Below are 18,175 nucleotides of genomic sequence, written 5' to 3'. Positions count from 1 at the left end.
GTTCCCGACCCTGGGCCCGTGACCGGCCGCGTCGCCGCCTCCGCCCCCGTCGCCGCCCCCGGTCTCCACGCCCGCCACCGGGCCGTCCTCCCCGCCTGGCTGTCCCTCTACTACGCCGAGCCCATCGAACTCACCCACGGCGAGGGCCGGTACGTCTGGGACGCCGAGGGCCGCCGCTACCTCGACTTCTTCGGCGGCATCCTCACCACCATGACCGCCCACGCGCTGCCCGAGGTCACCAAGGCGGTCGCCGAACAGGCCGGCCGGATCCTCCACACGTCCACCCTCTACCTCGACCGGCACATGGTCGAACTGGCCGAGCGCGTCGCCGCCTTGAGTGGCATCCCCGACGCGCGCGTCTTCTTCACCACCTCCGGCACCGAGGCCAACGACGCCGCGCTGCTCCTGGCCACGACCTACCGGCGGTCCAACCAGATCCTGGCCATGCGCAACAGCTACCACGGCCGTTCCTTCTCCACCGTGGGCATCACCGGCAACTCCGCCTGGTCGCCCACCAGCCTCTCGCCGCTCCAGGCGCTGTACGTGCACGGCGCCGTACGCTCCCAGGGCCCGTACGCGCACCTCTCCGACGCGGCGTTCACCGCCGCCTGCGTCCGCGACCTGGAGGACATGCTCGGCCAGGCGCACGGGACGGTGGCCGCGCTGATCGCCGAACCGGTGCAGGGCGTCGGCGGGTTCACCGCCGCGCCCGACGGGCTCTACGCGGCCTTCCGGGAGGTCCTGGACCGGCACGGCATCCTCTGGATCAGTGACGAGGTGCAGACCGGCTGGGGCCGTACCGGCGACCACTTCTGGGGCTGGCAGGCCCACGCCGAGAACGGCCCGCCCGACCTGCTCACCTTCGCCAAGGGCATCGGCAACGGCATGTCCGTCGGCGGCGTCGTCGCCCGCGCGGAGGTGATGGACTGCCTGGAGGCCAACTCCATCTCCACCTTCGGCGGCAGCCCGGTCACCATGGCCGCCGGCCTCGCCAACCTCACCTACCTCCTCGAACACGACCTCCAGGGCAACGCCCGGCGCGTCGGCGGCCTGCTGATCGAACGGCTCCGCGCCGTCGCCGCCGGACTGCCGGTCCCGGTCGTCCGGGAGGTACGCGGCCGGGGCCTGATGATCGGCGTCGAACTCACCTCGTCCGAGGCGGCGGGCCAGGCCCTGGAACGGGCCCGCGAGGAGGGCCTGTTGATCGGCAAGGGCGGCCGGGACGGCACCGTCCTGCGCATCGCCCCGCCGCTGACCCTGACCGTCGCGGAGGCGGAGGAGGGCGCGGCGGCGCTGGAACGGGCGCTCCGGCGGGTGCGGCAGGACGCGGGAACGGGAGGACGCTCATGACCAGGACCCTCGTCAAGGGCGGTCTCGTCATCACCGCCGCCGAGGAGACGTACGCCGACGTCCTCGTCGAGGACGGGAAGGTGGCCGCGCTCGCGGCGGCGGGCAGCTCGGTCGCCCGGGCTTGGACGGCCGACCGGGTGATCGACGCGACCGGCAGGTACGTCGTACCGGGCGGCGTGGACGCCCACACGCACTTCGACTTCCCCTTCGGTGGCACCTCTTCCTCCGACACCTTCGAGACCGGCACCCGGGCCGCCGCCTGGGGCGGCACCACGACCGTCGTCGACTTCGCCGTGCAGACACGGGGCCGCGCGCTGCGCGAGGGGCTCGACGCGTGGCACGCCAAGGCGGAGGGGAAGTGCGCGGTCGACTACGCCTTCCACCTGATCCTCTCCGATGTGAACGAGGACACCCTTAAGGAGATGGATCTCCTGGTGGGCGAAGGGCTGACGTCGTTCAAGCTCTTCATGGCCTACCCGGGGGTCCTCTACAGCGACGACGGGCAGATCCTGCGGGCCATGCAGCGCGCCGCCGGCAACGGCGGGCTGATCATGATGCACGCCGAGAACGGCATCGCGATCGACGTCCTCGTCCGACAGGCCCTCGCGGCGGGCAAGACGGCCCCCCGCTACCACGGCGAGGTCCGCAGGGCCCTGCTGGAGGCCGAGGCCACGCACCGCGCGATCCAGCTCGCGCGGGTCGCCGGCAGCCCGCTGTACGTCGTCCACGTCTCGGCGGAGGAGGCGGTGGCGGAGCTCGCGGCGGCCCGGGACAAGGGGCTTCCGGTCTTCGGCGAGACCTGCCCCCAGTACCTCTTCCTCTCGACCGACAACCTGGCGGAACCCGGCTTCGAGGGCGCGAAATACGTGTGCTCGACGCCACTGCGGCCACGGGAGCACCAGGCGGCCCTCTGGCGCGGGCTGCGCACGGACGACCTCCAGGTCGTCTCCACCGACCACTGCCCGTTCTGCTTCTCCGGCCAGAAGGAGCTGGGCCGGGGCGACTTCTCGAAGATCCCCAACGGCCTGCCGGGCGTGGAGCACCGGATGGACCTTCTCCACCAGGCGGTCGTCGACGGCCACATCTCCCGCCGCCGCTGGATCGAGCTCGCGTGCGCCGCGCCGGCCCGGATGTTCGGCCTCGCCCCGCACAAGGGCACCATCGCCCCCGGCGCCGACGCCGACCTCGTCGTCTACGACCCGCGGGCCACCCAGGTGCTCTCCGCCACCACCCACCACATGAACGTCGACTACTCGGCGTACGAGGGGAAGGAGATCACCGGCCGCGTGGAGACGGTCCTGTCCCGCGGCGAGATCGTCATCGACGAACGGCGGTTCACGGGCCGCACGGGCCACGGCCGCTACGTGCCGCGGACCACCTGCCAGTACCTCGGGTAACTCCCGTAAGGAGCTTGAGCTTTGGACTTCGGCATCGTCCTGCAAACCGACCCGCCCGCCACCGCCGTCGTCGAGCTGATGCGCCGCGCCGAGCGCCGCGGCTTCCGGTACGGCTGGACGTTCGACTCCGCCGTGCTGTGGCAGGAGCCGTTCGTCATCCACAGCCGCATCCTGGAACACACCGAACGGCTCGTCGTGGGCCCGATGGTCACCAACCCCTCCACCCGCACCCCGGAGGTCACGGCCTCCACTTTCGCCACGCTCAACGACATGTACGGCAACCGCACGGTCTGCGGCATCGGGCGCGGCGACTCGGCGATGCGGGTGGCGGGCCGCCGCCCCAACACCCTGGCCGCGCTGAGCGAATCGATGCGGATCATCCGCGACCTGGCCGAGGGCCGCGAGACGGACGTCGGCGGCACCCCGCTGCGGCTGCCCTGGGTGCGCGACGGCCGCCTCCCGGTCTGGATGGCGGCCTATGGCCCGAAGGCTCTCGCCCTGGCCGGCCGCGAGGCCGACGGCTTCATCCTCCAGCTCGCCGACCCCTTCCTCACCGAGTGGATGGTCAAGGCGGTCCGCGGCGCGGCGGAGGAGGCCGGCCGCGACCCGGCGTCCGTCACGGTCTGCGTCGCCGCCCCCGCGTACGTAGGGGAGGACCTCGCCCACGCCCGCGAACAGTGCCGCTGGTTCGGCGGCATGGTCGGCAACCACGTCGCCGACCTCGTCACCCGCTACGGCGCCCACTCGGGCCTGGTCCCCGAGGCCCTCACCACGTACATCGAGCGGCGGCAGGGCTACGACTACAGCCACCACGGCCGCGCGGGCAACCCGTCGACGGACTTCGTCCCGGACGAGATCGTCGACCGCTTCTGCCTGCTGGGCCCGGCGGACGCGCACGTGGCGCGGCTGGAGGAGCTACGGGCCCTGGGAGTCGACCAGTTCGCGGTGTACGCGATGCACGACGCGAAGGAGGCGACGATCGACGCGTACGGAGAACGGGTGATCCCGGCGCTGGCGGGTCCCTGACGGGGCCCTGGTGGGTCCCCCTGAAGGGGCGCTGACGGGTCCCTGACGGTGCCCTGCCCCCTCGTCACCCGGCCTGCCGCCGCCCCTCCTCATACGCCTCCCGTGCGTCGAGCAGCTCCTCCCAGTGCTCACCGGCCCAGGCGCAGGCGGCCTCCAACGGGCCGAGCAGGCTGCGCCCGAGCGGCGTCAACGCGTACTCGACCCGCGGGAGAGCGCCGGGATACACCGTCCGCTCGACGAACCCGTCCCGCTCCAGCGCGCGCAGCGAGGCGGTGAGCACCTTGGGCGTGACGCGCCGCAGCGGAACCCGCAACTCGGAGAACCGGCGCGGCCCGCCCTCCAGACACCGAATGATCAGGGGCGCCCATTTGTCCCCGAACCGGATGGGATTGAGCAAGGAGGGGCACAACTCGTCGAACATATCGGCAGCCAGCGGTTCCCTGGTGATGTCCCTCATGCCGACAAGATAACCGCACGCCGACCGGTATCCGCGAGGTAACCGGTGCGGTGGCTACGGTCGCGGGACAGGCCGGGGCGAAGGACTCCGGCCCCGCTGAGAGGTGTGTCCCCATGAAAATCGTGATCTTCGGCGCGGGCGGCAGGGCAGGCCGTCAGGTGGTGGCGGAGGCGACCCGCCGGGGCCACACCGTCACGGCCGTGGTCCGCGACCCGTCCCGCCACCGCGACCTGCCGCCCGGGGCCCGGGTGGAAACGGGCGACGTCACCGACGAGGCGGCCGTGGCACGCCTGGCCGCGGGCCACGAGGTGGCGGTCTCGGCGGCGGTCGACCTGTCCGGCTCCGCGCACGACTTCTTCACGACGTCGACCCGGGCCCTCACCGCCGGATTGCGTACGGCGGGCGTCCCCCGCCTGATAGTCGTCGGCCTGGCCTCCGTCCTCCCGGGCCCCTCCGGCACCCCGCTGATGGACGAACCCGGCTACCCCAACGAACACCGCCCCTTCTACCTGGCCCACGCCGCCGGCCTCGACCTCCTCCGCACCTCCCCCCTGACCTGGACCTACGCGGCCCCGGCCGGCGACTTCGACCACGAGGGCACACCCACGGGCCGCTACCGCCGCACCGAACACGGCGACGCGGACGACCGCATCACGTACGCGGACTTCGCGGTGGGGGTGCTGGACGAGGCGGAGAGCGGCCGGGACGGGGGCACGGTGAGTTTCGGCGGGGCGTGACGCGCGGCGCGTACCCCGCCCCTCATCGCGTCAGCACGAGCCCGCAACTGTACGCCCGGGCGTGTCCGATACCGTCCGACAGCGCGGTGACGAACGCCGAGGGGTCCACCACGGTGAGGACGCCGCGCAGCTCGGCGCGGGCGATCTTCAGCCCCTTGTGCGGTGCGGGGCTGGAGACCGCCGGCAGCAACCGCACCCCGACGGCCTCGGCGTCCGTCGTTACACCGAACCTGCTGGGCTCCGCACCGCCGCCCAAGTGGCGCACGACCCATTTCCGGACGCCCGCGGGCGTGGTGTGGGCCACCCGCTTGCCGCGCCTCATCCGCCCGTCCGGGCCCGACTGCGGCTTCACGTAAGTCGGATTGACGACCGTCCGGAAACCGACGCTGTCGCCGGCGCGGAAGGTGCGGTCGACGGTGATGAGGTGCGGCTCGTCCCGTAGTGCCTTCTTGGGGACGTGGCTCCAGTCACCGGGGACCCTGGACTGGACGACCAGCACGAGGGCGGCGTTCTTCAGGTCGATGGCCCAGGTGGACAGGATGCCCATCTGGGCCCGGGGATCGCGGCTGCCGTCGTCGACCCAGCCCTTGAAGCCGCTCATCACCGTGCGATGCATGTCCTGGGCGTCGACGAGCGACTTGGCGGCGTAGGGGTGCCGGGCATCCAGGGTCAGTACGCAGTGGGTGGCGACGAACCGGGCGGTCGCGGTACGGGTCTGGGCGGAGTCGGTCACAGGATGATGTCTTTCCACTGGGCGGCATCCGCGTCGATCGTGATTCGCCGGCGGGTCTCCCAGCGAGTGGTGTGCTCGGGCCGCAGTGCGTCGAAGCTCACCGGCTGGTCCTGGACGGGTGTGGCGCCACGTTCGGAGGGCGGAACCTGGAACCACGCCCAGGGCCTGCCCGTTGGTTCGGTGTCATCGTGGGCGACCGGCAGGAGCCGGTGGGCGCGGAACGCGGTGTCCAGGGCGCCAGGGACGACCCGAAGGCCAAGGGTTCCGGACGGCGGGCAGGACTTGCGGCCCAGCCACAGCAGGCGGCGCGGGCGCTCCAGCGCCTGCCGCACGGTCTCCAGAAAGTCCGCGCTTTCATGCTGGAGCCCCACCAGGAAGGCCGCGTCCGCGAGGTACCAGCGCTCGGTGATGAGGGCGGAGCGCGTCAGTTCGCCGGAGACCAGCACACCGGAGGCCGGATCGGCGGCGATCTTCTTGGGCGCGCCGTACCAGTCCGGGAGCGCGTGGTGACCGAAGTGGTCCCCGGTGGCCGCGTCGAGGCTCGCCGAGACGGCGGCGGCGCGCCGGTGGTCGGTGATGAGGTCGCGTGGGCGCAGCGGATAGGACCCCGCGCCGACGGTGTGGTAATCCCGGACGGGGACGCCGGGGTGGTCGGCGCGCACGGCGAAGACGGTGCGGGCCAGTTCGCCGAAGGCGGTGAGTTTCCTGTCGGGAGCGTCCGCTCCCGTGGGCTGTTCGAGTTCCGCCGACTCCAGCCCCATGGACCTCGGGAGCCCCAGGGCCGCGGCACACATCCCGATCACGGCCGACTTGGACGGGCGGCTGTGCGAGTCGCGGCGGGCGGCGAAACGGGAGGCCGTACCCCACGACTGCAAGGGCCCGGCCAACCGGATGAGCAGGACGTGCGTCACGAGACCAGCCCTTGGATGGTGTGCACCCGGCCGGCGTCCAGCGTGCCGAGCTGGGGGAGGAGGTCGTCAAGGAGCGCGTCGACCTGCGGGTCGTAGGTGAGCAGACGGGACGTGCGGAGGTCGGGACGGCACCTGTCCACGTACGCGTGGTGGCGGAGCAGCCGCCGCGCTCCGGCGAGCCCGGCCGGCCCCTCGCCCCCCTTGTCCTCCGGGTTCTCGTCGACGGGCTTCTGGAACGCGGCGGCGTAGTTGTACGGGCGGTCGCCTTCGAAGGCGAGCACCAGGGCGGGCAACGAGCCGGTGGAGGCCGTGGAGTTCTTCTTCGCCTCGGGGAACGCCTCCACGAAGGCGGTCACGAACTCCTCCTCGGCGGCGGCGACGGCCTCCGCCGCTTCCGCCTCGGACATGCCCGCCGCGCGGAGGTTGACCTCCAGTTGGCGGCGGTCGAGCACGGCGTGCCGGTAGAACGTGCCCGAGATGAGAGACTGGTAGCCGGTCATGCCCGCGCCGGCGTCGTCCGCCGCGTCCAGGAAGTCGAGCGCGTTCTTCTTCCGCTCCAGCTTGGCGTCGTCCGCGGCGGCGTAGAAGTCGTCCACCTGCTCGGCCTCGTGGATGGTGAACGCGTGGGCGCTCTGCACGGCGCCGTCCACGTTGGGCGAGTCGGCGATCTCGGCCAGGAACCGGCCGTACAGGGCGATGTCGATGGCATCACGGGGAGCCAGCGCCGTGAGGACGGCGGCGCGCGTCGCCCGGGGGAGCGGAGGCAGGTTCTTGGCCGCGGCCGCCTCGCTCTCCCCGTCCGCGGGCTCGTCGACGGCCGCCTTGCCGCGGGCACCGCGCTTCGGCTTCGCCGTGGCCGCCTGGGCGGTGAGGTACTCGTCCCGCCACCGGAGCAACCCGTCGGCCTCGGCGGCGATGTGGGCGGCGATCCGCTCACCGGTGTCGGCCGGCGCGAACAGCAGCACCTTCGTGAGGTTGGCGACGGTCTTCTTCGACGGGTCGCCGAACTTCAGCCCCGTGGCCTCCAACACGGCCCGGGCCGTCAGGATCGCCTCATCCCGCTCCCAGCTGTGGGCCGTCTCCAGCGCCCGCGCGGTGAGCAGGGCCCACTCCCGTGTCCGCAGCCCGGTGGTCCGCCCGGCGAGCGGCCCGACACCCGCGTTGGCCCGGTTGCGGGCATGGACACGCTCGGCGCGGCGGCGGGCCTGGCTGGTGATCATGTGGCGCTCGACGCCACCGTAAACGATGCTCTTGGGCGAATTGTTCTCGTCGCGTACCGGCAATACGGCAACGAGGGTCTCCAACAAATGGAGCGAGAGGAACTGACCGCGCGACGCGGGGACATCGGTCACGAACTGCTGCCCTTCTGAGTGGATTTCCTGCCGGAGTCGTACGGCGCGTGGAAGTCGACCGCCCAGTGATAGGCGATGCGGGCCTTCCGGTCGTGCCAGAGCATGAGGTCGTCGACGAGCCGTTCCCAGTGGGGCGGCGTCTGTTCACAGGCCCGCAGCCGGGCGATCGCGTGCTGGAGGTGCCGCCAGGGGACGCGGCGGCTGGTCACGATGCGGTCGACCAGCCGGGTGGCGCCGGGGTCGTTGGGGCCCCGGCTCCCGGGGCTGCCGATGCGGCGCATGGCCTCGCCAAGACTGCCGTGGCCGTAGGCGGGTCTGCTCACGCCTCGGTGGTAGACCGCGAACAGGAAGGCCACCTGTTCGTAGATCTCCCTCTCACCGGCGTCGTCGGGGTCCAGCACGTACCAGCTCGCCCGGATGTGCGCGTTGGTCCGCATGCTGGTGCGCCGGAGCTGGGCGAGCTGACCGTAGTCCCGGTTGCGTACGAGGGAGGTCAGCCAGACGACAAGAGAGGCGCTGCCCGACTCGTAGGCGTCCGCCTCGGAGACTCCCACCTCGGTCGCACTGCTCATGCGTTCCATCCCTTGAGGTCATCCGGTGCGCGGGAGCCACTGATGTCGTCGTCGAAGCGCCGCAGGGCCGCGGCACGGGCGCGCAGCCCCTGGGCGTTCCGGGACAGCGAGTCGAGGCGCTTTTCCAGAGCGTCACGAGCCATCGGGACGAGCCGTTCCACGTACTCCTCCATGCATTCGGTCACCAGGTACCCGTCGGCGACGTCCGAGAGCATGGTGTGGAAGGGCTCCTCCGTCGCCTTCCACTGCTCGCCGCGCGCGTCGAAGCGGGCCAGCTGGGCCTTCTTGTCGGCCGGTTTGGGGTTCGGATAGGCGATCTCCCACGCCGCGTACGCCGCTCGATCGAGGGTGCGGGCGATGTGCTCCGCCACCTCCGAGCCGCGCGACGCCGCCTGGTAGAGCGTGGGTGCCATTCCGGGAGCGAAGGGGAAGACGCTGCTGACCCAGCTGATGGGCGTCGTCTTGTTGGAGACGAGCCCGACGGCGAACAGGTCGATGGGGTGACGCCCGGGCTCCTTGGCCTTCGGTAGCCGTGCCAGCCGGGAGTACAGCCCGCCGGCCTCCTCCTCCACCGCAGCGTAGAGAGCGTGGGCCTCACGCCACAGATCACGGGTGGCGGACGGCCAGAGGGGCTTCTTCTCGCCGGTGCGGGTGACGGACATGACGGCGTCTTGGAGGTGCAGCTCCGGGTCGAGTGCCAGGAGTTCGCCGGCGCCGATCAGCACGCGGTCGACGACCGCGGTGTCGCCGTCGGTACCGGACTTCGGCCTGAGGAGGACGGATCGCCCGAGGTAGCTGTGCAGATCCGCGAACCCCGTGACTGCCCGTCCGTCCGGCTTGGCCGCGAACCCCCGCCGCTCGATGGGCCCTTCGGTCCAGGAGAGGTTGAGGACACCGGGTTCGTCGGTGGTCGGGATGAGATTCAGCCGCAGGGTGTCACCGAGCGTCGGCCCCAGCGCCAGAACCCGGATCCGGCCGGCGAGACGCCCGGTTGCCAGGTTGGTGATGGCGGGACCCAGCGTCGCCTTGCCCGAGATCCGGGCGCGGCCGGAGAGACCGAACGTGTGCTGGGTCAGCATGGCCCGGAAGGCATCGGCCGCGGGGAGCGGGTCCGGGTGGTCGAGGTGATGGTGATCGGCGAACTGGTTGTAGTCCCCGACGCGTTCGATGACGAGCTGGGCGGGCCCGGTGCCGTGTTCCTCCAGGAACTCGGCCAGGAGGATGTTCTGCCCGAGGGGGCGGGTGGGGCTGAAGAGGTTCCAGTCGTCGTCCGGTTGCCGTGCGAGCCACGACGCGGCCCTGTCGAGGGGGTGCTGCCCGAGGACCCACCGCGTCCACTCGTCGTCCGAGGACGGGTATGTGCGCGAGGCGTAGCAGATGGCGAGCAGGTACTCGACGAGGGCCACCTTCTCGCCGGGCGTGAGGCCGCCGACGTCCTTGAGGTCCTCGGCGTTCGTGAGCAGCTCCACGAGGGTCTGCCCGGCTATGCGGCCGTCCAGGGTGAGGGCGCGGGCGCAGGGGTGTTTGCGGGGGTCCCAGTGGGGGCGGGGGGTGGTGTCGGTGCCGGTGGGTCTCGCGGGTAGGTCGCGCAGTGGCATGGGGGTGGCCTCGGTGGAAGTGGGGCGTTCGCTCAGTCGGTGAAAGCCTTTAATCACTGGATCAGTTGAGTGGCAAGAAGCAGCCCGTGGCCCTCTTCGTCCCCGGCAGCGCGGGGAGTGGCGCAGTAGATGCGTCCGACGGTGCACCCCTGGCTGGCAGGGAGTGCCGGTCCTCGGTTCCTGCTGTCAGGTATCGTCCAAGGACCGGCCCACAGACTGCCATGCCCCGCGGGTCGACCTCCGAACCGGAGGACAGACTCGGGGCGTGGCACCCGGTGGTCGCTCCCGACAATTGCGGTGTCGGGAGCGACCTCCCTACAAGAGGGTTACGACGTGTGATGCCGCTGCGGAAACGATGGATTCGAGCAGCAGCCGTGCTGCGTCACCCCTGTGTTGCCATAGCCACCTCCCTGCGTCGGTGCCGCGCTGCTTCAGCCGGTTCCACGGGCCTTGAGCCATGCCGGTGCTCCTCCTGCGCCGCGCGTCCTGCGGTGTCGATCCCAAGACACCCGGCTGCGGGAGGAGCGTGGTCGGCCGTGACGAGCACTGTCTCACGGCGCCGATCGGTGCCGTGTGCTTTCCGGACACTTGCCACAGTGGCAGCGTCCGAGTTGCCTTCCGAGAGGTTTCCGACGCGGGCCCCCGCCCGTCGTTGGCTTAGCGGGACGGTCGGCGTCGCACCAGGATCGTGAGTGTGGCCCGGGCGTCCCGTCGGCGGTCGGGGTTGCGGGAGACGACCGAGACGAGGGCGACGGTCAGCAAGGTCGTGGTGTAGGTGAGACCCGTGGCGGCGGCCAGTGCGGTGGCGCCGGTCAGCAGAGTGGGCAGTGCGTACATGGTGGTTCCCTCCCGAACGGGCCGCCTGGTGGGACTTATGCCGGGCGGCGGGTGGGATGGTTGTCTCCCGTCCGATGAGTTTCCGGCTACTTCAGCGCGAGCGATGGGGCGGCCTATAGCCTGCTCACGGGCCCGGGAAGAAGTGTCCGGGACGTTGGCTCCGAGGAGGCGGCTTGAGCTCCGGAAGCGCCCGGGCGCGACTCAGGGACATGCTGCGGAAGCTGCACCACGAGGTGCGGGAGGAGCGAGGACCGATCTCGCTCAATCGCATCAAGATGGACACGGGCATAGCCACTTCCACAGTCAGCAACTGGCTGGATGAAGCCAGGGAAGTGGCTCCGACGACCCCGGCGAGTCAGGCGAAGTACCGGGCCTTGATCTCACACTTGGAAGAGAGACTGGGCCGGCCGTGTTTCCGTCCGGAGCAGTGGGAGCGCGCCATCGCGGATGCAGTGGCGGAGAGCCGCAGCAACCCGGGTGGGCGACCGTCGAAGGAACGCCGGTCCACCCGGCCGGCACCCTTCCGGTGTGCGCACAATGCTCCGGCGTACCGCGCCCAAGAACTTGTCGGTCGGCAGAAGGAACTGGGCGAACTGGCCGAGCGGGCCCGGACCGGGCCGGGCTACTCGGCGCTGATCGCGCCCCCTTGGGCAGGTAAGACCGCCCTGCTCGCAGCCTTCGTCACTGCTCACGTGCCTCATGACGTGGATGTGGTGAGCTACTTCGTTCGCCACCCATCCGGAGCGGACACCGCGCAGAAGTTCCTCGACACGATGGTCGCGCAACTCTGCGAGGTGGTCGGCGGCAAGCGACCGCGAGTCAACGACGAAGCGGCTCTGTTCGCGTTGTATGGCAAGGCCGCGCGGAAGAGCCTCTCCAACGGCCGGAGTCTCCTCTTGGTCGTGGACGGCCTCGACGAGGACGCTGGCGCCGGGCTCGGTCGCCAGAGCATCGCCTCCCTCCTGCCGAAGGTGCTGCCATCGAATATGCGGGTGTTGGTCAGCAGAAGGTGGCACCCGCCCGTACCGGCCGACGCGGGTGACGATCACCCGCTCCGTGAAGCCGACGTCATTCCGGGGTTCCGCCCTTCACCCATCGCTCGGCGTTTGCAGGAGGTCGCGCTTGAGGACTTGACCAAGTTGCTCACCCAACCTGTGGGTCGGGAGGTTGTCGGGTTCCTTGCTCTGGCCCGCGGCGGCCTCGGGTACGGAGACTTGGTCGAACTGCTCAAGCACGGCGGGCATGCGCCGGCGACGGAACCCTTCGACCTGAAGTGCATGCTGCGGAACGTCGCGGGGCGGACACTGACGAGCGAGGACCTGAAACCGAACAGCCTCGTCCTTGCTCATGAAGAGCTGTACCGCACGGCTGTGGAGGAGCTGGGAGAGCACAGACTCGCTTCTCTGACGCGACGATTGCACGACTGGGCCGACCACTACCGCGCGGACGAGTGGCCTCCGAACACCCCTCTGTACCTGCTCAACGGCTACCAGGAACTCCTCCGCGACTCCGGCGACACCCCCCGCTTCCTCACCTTCGCCCTGGACCACCGCCGCCATCTGCGCCTGGCCAACCTCTACCGAGCCGACCTCGCCTTGGCCTCGCTCGACGAAGTGGCGCGTCTGAAGCCGACGCCTGAAGTGCTGGCTCAGGTCGCCGCCTCGCGGTATTTCCTGGAGTGTGAGGACCGGACGGCCCCGCGCGCCGTCTTGGAAGCCCTGGCACTGGTAGGGGACACGGCGCGGGCGAGGGCGCTCGCTCTCACCTCCGCTGACCCCGCCTCGAAGGCCAAGCGGCTGATGGCGGTATCACGGGTACTGCTGGACCGGGACGAGAAGAAGGCGCGGGAATTCGCGTGCGAGGCTGCCGGATGGGCCGAACGGGCGCGATACCAGAACGCCTTGACGGCCCCGGCCGAAGAGCTTGACGCCGACAAGGTCGTCCCGGAAGCCGCCGCCCTGCTTGCCGCCGCAGGCAAGCCTGACGATGCCGTCCGTCTGCTGAACATGATCAATGTCTGTCATCCCAGTCACTTCTCCGCAGCGGCCGAAGCCGCGTCGCGACTGCGCGGCTCCCACCCCGACCATGCCGCCGAGATCCTCGACGACGTGACCGGTCAAGCCGACTATCTGGCCTTCATGGCGGAGGAACAGCACGCCATCGCCGTAGAGATGTGGACCGCCGTGGCCCTGGCCGACCCGGCAAGGACCGAGGCGCTGCACCGCCGGATGAAGGAGTTCGCCCTCACGCTCGACGTGGAGACCGACGGCCCGGCGGCCGTCGACTGTGCCGCGCTGGCCGCGTCCGCGCTCGCGGAGGCACTGCCGGATGATGCGCGGAACTTGGCCGATGCGGCACACGACAGGATGCGCGTGCTTCTGACAGGCCCGGCGGACGACCGTCTCGGTGAGACGCTGTCCAGAGTGGTACGGAGCCTGCTCGAGGCCGACAGTTCGCCGCGCCGAGCGCGTCGGCTGCTCGACGAGGCGCCTGCGGAAATCACCACACGGGCTCGGACCGTGCTCGACGGTCAGCCTGACGAAGCGACCCTGGTCGACCGGTTGCTGGCGGAGATGAAACGTCATGCCGATCGTGGCGCCGGCCCCGAAGCGCGGGACTGCTTGGCCCGGCTTGTCGAGTCGTCTCGGAATCAGAGCGGTGAACAGGCCATTACCTGGCTGCCGTTCCTCACCGAGGCGCTCGTGCGCGACGGTGATCAGGGTGCGGCGGAGGCCCGCGCCCTGGCGGCCGGAGAACCGGACGCGGTCGTGCGGATTCGGATCCTCACCAGCGCCGCCATCGCGCACGCCGATGTGGGGCGGCTCGACGAGGCGTCGCGGTGTGCGGAGGAGGCGGAGTCCGTAGCACGGGGGATCGCAGTCGGGAACGAGGAGACCGTGCGCGTGCGGGGCCTCGTGGCACAAGCCTTCGCCCACGCGGGTTTGACCGAACGAGCGGCGGGTTGGGCCCAGCCTGACGCGGACAGGAAGTCGAGTGGATGGGAACGCCACTACCGACGGCGAGTCGGCTTGGCCGTTGAAGTGGGGCTCGCCCAAGGGGCCATCATCCCCGGCGTCGAGCGGCCCGGCCTGCTGAGTGGTTACGGCGCCGACATCGCCGGCGCCCTGCTCCGCCTCGCGGCCGGTACGCCCGTCGACGGCGCCTTGCTCACCGCCGAGGACGAGGCGCGAACGCGCGGCGCCATGGAACCCGTCCTCGTCACCGGACTCGGCCTGCTGCATGCCGCGCGGGGTGACGTCAAAAACGCCCGACGGGTGGTCGACTACCTGACGGACCCGGTACAGCGAGCCACCGCCATGACCGCGGTGGCCGCCCAGGTGCTGGGCGCCCCGGCCCATCTGGACCTGGCCACTGTCACGGACGACGAGTGGGCGATCTCCGTGCTCCGCGTGCTCGCCGGGCACGCCCTGTCGGTCACCACGACCGACCACACCGCCGCCAAGGACCTCATCCGCTCCGTCCTCGGAACGGCCGGCTGGTACCGGGCCCTGCCGGTGCTGGCCGGCAGGGTGCCCGACGCCCTGCAGGCGGTCGTCGACGTCCTCGACCACCATCGGGAGATCAACGGGGCAGCAGGGTGACGAACAGCTGACCGCGGCGCGGAACTGCCCCTACGGCACCCGCGTCGTCCACTCCTTCGATGAGAACTTCGTCTCCGCGAGGTCGACCGCGCGGGCCATCTCCTCCTCCGTCACCGAGCCCGTCGTCAGGCCGTAGCGGCCGTGGAAGGAGGCGATCATGCGGTTGATGACGTCGGCGCGGGGGAGGCCGGTTTGGCGGCGGAGGGGGTCGACGCGCTTTTTGGCGCTCTTGGTGCCCTTGTCGGAGAGTTTTTCGCGGCCGATGCGGAGGACCTCGAGCATCTTGTCGGCATCGATGTCGTAGGCCATCGTCACGTGGTGCAGCACGGCGCCGTTGCCGCCGACCATGCGCTTCTGGGCGGCGCCGGCGATCTTGCCGGATTCGGTGGCGATGTCGTTGAGCGGCTGGTACCAGGCTTTGATGCCCATGTCGCCGAGGGCGGCCAGTACCCAGTCGTCGAGGTAGGCGTAGCTGTCGGCGAAGGAGAGTCCTTGGACGAGGGAGTCCGGGACGTAGAGAGAGTAAGTGATCGTACTTTGAGGTTCTACGAACATGGCCCCGCCACCGCTGATGCGCCGGACGACCGTCATGCCGTGACGCTCGGCGGCCTCCACGTCCACCTCGTTGCGCAGTGACTGGAAGCTGCCGATGATCACGGCCGGGGATTCCCATTCCCAGACCCGCAGCGTCGGCGGCCTGCGGCCCGCGGCGACCTCCGCCGTCAGGACCTCGTCCAGGGCCATGTGGAGGGCGGGGGACTGGGGGGCGTCGTGGATGAGCTGCCAGTCGTAGTCGTGCCAGTCGGTGGCGTTGGCCAGCGCTCGGCGCACGGCGACGCCCACGGCCTCGGCGGTGAGGCCGAACATGACCGTGCCTTCGGGCAGCGCCGCGTCGATGCGGGCGGCGAGATCTTGAGCCGGCAGGTCGGCGTCGGCCCCTTCGAGCGCCCGGTTGATGTCGAACAACGCCTCGTCGGGCTCCAGGAAGAAGTCGCCCGCCACCTGGACGTCGCGGAGGGCCCCCTCCACGACGTCCAGGTCCACGACGACCAGCTTGCCGCCCGGCACCTTGTACTCCCCGTGCACTGTGCGTCCTCCGGAAACGTGCCTCTGGGCTGATCCCAGTGGCGGATACAGTCACGGTACGTGGTGGGGATGCTCCCCCGATCGCGCGGCGAACCGCCGGACAGAACTACGACGTCTTGCATGTCGTGGGGCAGTTCCGCCTCGCCGAGCAGTGTGCCCCTTTGGAACCGGTGTCCCATGTCAGTGCGCCTGAAGGGGTACTACAGCAACTGCCCTGGTCAAAGCCTCGCAGGCCAGGCAGGAAGTGGTCCAGGTACTCAGCGGAGTGCCGGGACCGCCTTCATCGCCCTCCAAGCCGCCGGGGTAGGACACGACGATGGTTCTGGCCGAGCCGTCGGCTTCGGCGCCGCGCAGCGTCGCGGGCCCCGCTATGACGGCGGTGATCAGCCGTCGTCAGAGCGTCAGCAGCTCCTGGCGTAAGGGCGCCCACAGCAGCAGCGGCAGTTGGATCCGGCGGGTGCCGGCGCGGGTCTTGCCGAACCGGCCACCGTTGAGGCCGGCGTACTCCGAGACGGTGGCCCGCCAGGGCGGGGCATCCATGCCCGTGGGCCCAGGCAGGATGGCGATGCGTCCACCCGGTCGCGACAGGTCCGCTGTCAGCAGGAATTCGGTCCCGCCGACTGTGGTCAGGGTGACCCGGGGGTGGTACGTCCTTCGCCGGGTCGTCAGCCGCCCCGCTGTCCTCCTCTCCCGAGAAGGTGACCAAGACTGACGGGGGTTTCAGCTCCCCAAGGGCTTCGCACAATCCAGCCCTCCTCTTCCCCCCGTCTCTTAGCGGCTGGTGACGGGTGCGCGTTCTTGTGGCGTAGGTGGTGTGATCAATGGCTTGTTTCTCCGGTGGATCTTGGGCCCTGCTCGTACTGTAACTGCCGCTGCCACTGCCAGCGTGCGTGAAGCCATGGCTTCACCGATAGTGAAAGAAAGGCACCGCGCCGCGCAGAAGCGCAGCGTTACGCACCGCTGCCTCTCGCCGGAGGGTGGCTCATCCTCGGTTCGCCCGTCCGGTGCACCAGGGAGGAGAGAGAGTCTGATGCCTATTTTTCCACTCAGTCTTATTGACCAATTTTGGTTTTCCATGTCGGCGCCAGCCGAGGAGAAGCGACTTCTTGCCTTGATCAACGACGCACGCGTGCATCCGGAAAAGTACCCACCGCACGGAAACTCCGCAGGCGCTTCTATGGCTGGATGTACAAGTCCTTTCAGGACTTCGAGGGCATTGACGCTGGACGCGCGGGACCACAGTGACTATCTGAGAGACCCCGCGGATGTCGATTGGATCAAGACGGACGGCAATGCGCATCAAGGTCGTAACGGACTGCCGACCACTGGCGATTCAGGCCTTATGGCTCAAGACGGCTTTGTAGCGCGGGCGGAGAATGTAGCCTTCGGCTTTGCTATGGCGGAAGAGGTGGTGCAGTCCTGGATGCAGGATGACGAGGCCAGACAATGGGGGCATCGCAACAACATCCTCGCGTGTGAAAAACTGGAAGCCGGTGTGGGTCACTGTCAAGGCGGCCCATGGGGCCACTACTGGACGCTAGACATGGGCACAAAATAGCCTCGAAATGGCCAGTGTGGTCAGAGTTTTGGAACGTCGAATATATCCCGACGGAGATCCGAGACTAAAAGCTTGTCTCGTAACTCTGGTTCGGGTGCTGTGTTGGGCTGGTCGTGCAGGTTGTCACCGCTCAGTGTCGTGAGCTTGTCGAAGTGTTCACCGGGCTTCGCCCGCGTCAGTTCCAGCGTCTGGTGCGGGCTGTCCACCGGGAGGGCGGCCGGGCTCTGGGCCCCGACCGGCCGGGTCGTCCGTGGGCACTGACGCTGGAGGAAAGGGTCCTTCTGGTCGCGATGTACTGCCGCACCAACCTCACGATGAGGCAGCTCGCCCCGTTGTTCGGGATCTCCCCGGCGGCCGTCGGCCGGATCATCAGCCGGCACGGCCCGCTGCTGGTCCTGGCGCCGGGCAAGCGCAAGCCCGGACGCCACCAGGTCCTCATCGTGGACGGCACGCTGGTACCCACCCGGGACTGGACGGTGTTCACCTCGTCGAAGAACTACCGGTACTCCGCCAACCTCCAGGTCCTCATCAAGGCGGAGACCCGGGTCGTACTGGCCGTCGGCCGGCCGCTGCCGGGCAACCGCAACGACTGCACCGCCTTCGCCGAGTCTGGCAGCGAGGACGCCTGCGGCAACGCGACTGTCATCGCCGACGGCGGCTACCAAGGCACCGGAATCTTCATGCCCCACCGGCGCCAGGCCGGACAGGACCAGCTCCCGGACTGGAAGGAACAGCACAACGCCTCGCACCGACGGGTCCGGGCCCGAGCGGAACACGCTTTCGTCCGCATGAAGAACTGGAGGATCCTGCGGGACTGCCGGCTGAAGGGCGAGGGCGTCTACTGGGCCACCAGCAGCGTCGCCCACATGCACAACCTCGCCCTCAGCCGAGCCTGATCGCGTCGTGAGACAAGCTTCAGGGCGCGCTTACGTCTTTCATGGCACGGCCGCCCTCGCCGC

16 protein-coding genes are annotated in these 18,175 nt (G+C 69.9%); 7 read left to right on the top strand and 9 right to left on the bottom strand.

Annotated elements, in window-relative coordinates; genetic code table 11:
• Window positions 1–18 precede the first annotated feature (18 nt).
• From ACH4PU_RS12425 to ACH4PU_RS12415, 3 genes are read left to right on the top strand one after another with little or no spacing between them, the layout of a single operon-like run.
• A complete protein-coding gene (locus ACH4PU_RS12425) occupies window positions 19–1,350 on the top strand; it encodes an aspartate aminotransferase family protein (protein ID WP_398270104.1) in 1,332 nt (443 codons plus the stop codon).
• Window positions 1,347–2,747: a dihydropyrimidinase gene (gene hydA / locus ACH4PU_RS12420; protein WP_398270101.1), complete on the top strand. Its 1,401-nt coding sequence runs from the start codon at window positions 1,347–1,349 to the stop codon at window positions 2,745–2,747. Before ACH4PU_RS12425 ends, hydA begins: the two co-directional genes overlap by 4 nt.
• 21 nt (window positions 2,748–2,768) lie before the next feature.
• Complete coding sequence (locus tag ACH4PU_RS12415; RefSeq protein WP_398270098.1) at window positions 2,769–3,773, top strand: TIGR03842 family LLM class F420-dependent oxidoreductase; 1,005 nt, start codon at window positions 2,769–2,771, stop codon at window positions 3,771–3,773.
• Between the two features lie 64 nt (window positions 3,774–3,837).
• Here ACH4PU_RS12415 and ACH4PU_RS12410 read toward each other — a convergent pair whose 3' ends face one another.
• Entirely contained in the window at window positions 3,838–4,230 is a 393-nt protein-coding gene (locus ACH4PU_RS12410) for a winged helix-turn-helix transcriptional regulator (protein WP_398270095.1), read from the bottom strand.
• Window positions 4,231–4,343: 113 nt separating this feature from the next.
• On the opposite strand from ACH4PU_RS12410, the gene ACH4PU_RS12405 reads away from it, so the two are divergent.
• On the top strand, window positions 4,344–4,967 hold the full coding sequence (locus ACH4PU_RS12405) for an NAD(P)-dependent oxidoreductase (protein WP_398270092.1): 624 nt from the start codon (window positions 4,344–4,346) through the stop codon (window positions 4,965–4,967).
• Window positions 4,968–4,989: 22 nt separating this feature from the next.
• Here the strand turns inward: ACH4PU_RS12405 and ACH4PU_RS12400 are convergent, their stop codons facing one another.
• The 6 genes from ACH4PU_RS12400 to ACH4PU_RS12375 form a co-directional block, all read right to left on the bottom strand.
• Window positions 4,990–5,700 carry a type I-E CRISPR-associated protein Cas6/Cse3/CasE gene (locus tag ACH4PU_RS12400; protein ID WP_398270089.1) on the bottom strand — a complete coding sequence of 237 codons (711 nt, stop codon included), beginning with the start codon at window positions 5,698–5,700 and terminating at the stop codon, window positions 4,990–4,992.
• Window positions 5,697–6,611, bottom strand: coding sequence for a CRISPR-associated protein Cas5 (gene cas5 / locus ACH4PU_RS12395; protein WP_398270086.1), 915 nt, complete (start codon window positions 6,609–6,611; stop codon window positions 5,697–5,699). The genes ACH4PU_RS12400 and cas5 overlap by 4 nt, the downstream gene beginning before the upstream one ends.
• A complete protein-coding gene (locus tag ACH4PU_RS12390) occupies window positions 6,608–7,963 on the bottom strand; it encodes a type I-E CRISPR-associated protein Cas7/Cse4/CasC (protein ID WP_398270083.1) in 1,356 nt (451 codons plus the stop codon). The genes cas5 and ACH4PU_RS12390 overlap by 4 nt, the downstream gene beginning before the upstream one ends.
• Window positions 7,960–8,535 carry a type I-E CRISPR-associated protein Cse2/CasB gene (gene casB, locus ACH4PU_RS12385; protein ID WP_398270080.1) on the bottom strand — a complete coding sequence of 192 codons (576 nt, stop codon included), beginning with the start codon at window positions 8,533–8,535 and terminating at the stop codon, window positions 7,960–7,962. The genes ACH4PU_RS12390 and casB overlap by 4 nt, the downstream gene beginning before the upstream one ends.
• Window positions 8,532–10,133 (bottom strand): type I-E CRISPR-associated protein Cse1/CasA, encoded by a 1,602-nt coding sequence (locus tag ACH4PU_RS12380; protein ID WP_398270077.1) that lies wholly within the window; start codon window positions 10,131–10,133, stop codon window positions 8,532–8,534. Before ACH4PU_RS12380 ends, casB begins: the two co-directional genes overlap by 4 nt.
• Window positions 10,134–10,790: 657 nt before the next feature.
• Window positions 10,791–10,970, bottom strand: a complete 180-nt coding sequence (locus tag ACH4PU_RS12375; protein WP_398270074.1) for a hypothetical protein — start codon at window positions 10,968–10,970, stop codon at window positions 10,791–10,793.
• 209 nt (window positions 10,971–11,179) lie between these two features.
• On the opposite strand from ACH4PU_RS12375, the gene ACH4PU_RS12370 reads away from it, so the two are divergent.
• Window positions 11,180–14,572: a hypothetical protein gene (locus ACH4PU_RS12370; RefSeq protein WP_398270071.1), complete on the top strand. Its 3,393-nt coding sequence runs from the start codon at window positions 11,180–11,182 to the stop codon at window positions 14,570–14,572.
• Between the two features lie 30 nt (window positions 14,573–14,602).
• On the opposite strand, the gene ACH4PU_RS12365 is transcribed toward ACH4PU_RS12370, so the two are convergent.
• Window positions 14,603–15,658 (bottom strand): biotin/lipoate A/B protein ligase family protein, encoded by a 1,056-nt coding sequence (locus ACH4PU_RS12365; protein WP_398270068.1) that lies wholly within the window; start codon window positions 15,656–15,658, stop codon window positions 14,603–14,605.
• Window positions 15,659–16,051: 393 nt separating this feature from the next.
• A complete protein-coding gene (locus tag ACH4PU_RS12360) occupies window positions 16,052–16,198 on the bottom strand; it encodes a hypothetical protein (protein ID WP_398270065.1) in 147 nt (48 codons plus the stop codon).
• A 490-nt stretch (window positions 16,199–16,688) separates the two neighbouring features.
• Between ACH4PU_RS12360 and ACH4PU_RS12355 the strand changes: the two genes are divergently transcribed.
• Entirely contained in the window at window positions 16,689–17,216 is a 528-nt protein-coding gene (locus ACH4PU_RS12355; protein ID WP_398270062.1) for a CAP domain-containing protein, read from the top strand.
• A gap of 113 nt (window positions 17,217–17,329) precedes the next feature.
• Window positions 17,330–18,112 (top strand): transposase, encoded by a 783-nt coding sequence (locus tag ACH4PU_RS12350; protein WP_398270059.1) that lies wholly within the window; start codon window positions 17,330–17,332, stop codon window positions 18,110–18,112.
• The last annotated feature ends 63 nt before the right edge of the window (window positions 18,113–18,175 follow it).

This window comes from Streptomyces sp. NPDC021100, assembly GCF_044333095.1.
Classification (GTDB): Bacteria; Actinomycetota; Actinomycetes; order Streptomycetales; family Streptomycetaceae; genus Streptomyces.
Note: the sequence above shows the minus strand (reverse complement) of the source record. Positions and strands in the feature narration are given on the sequence as shown.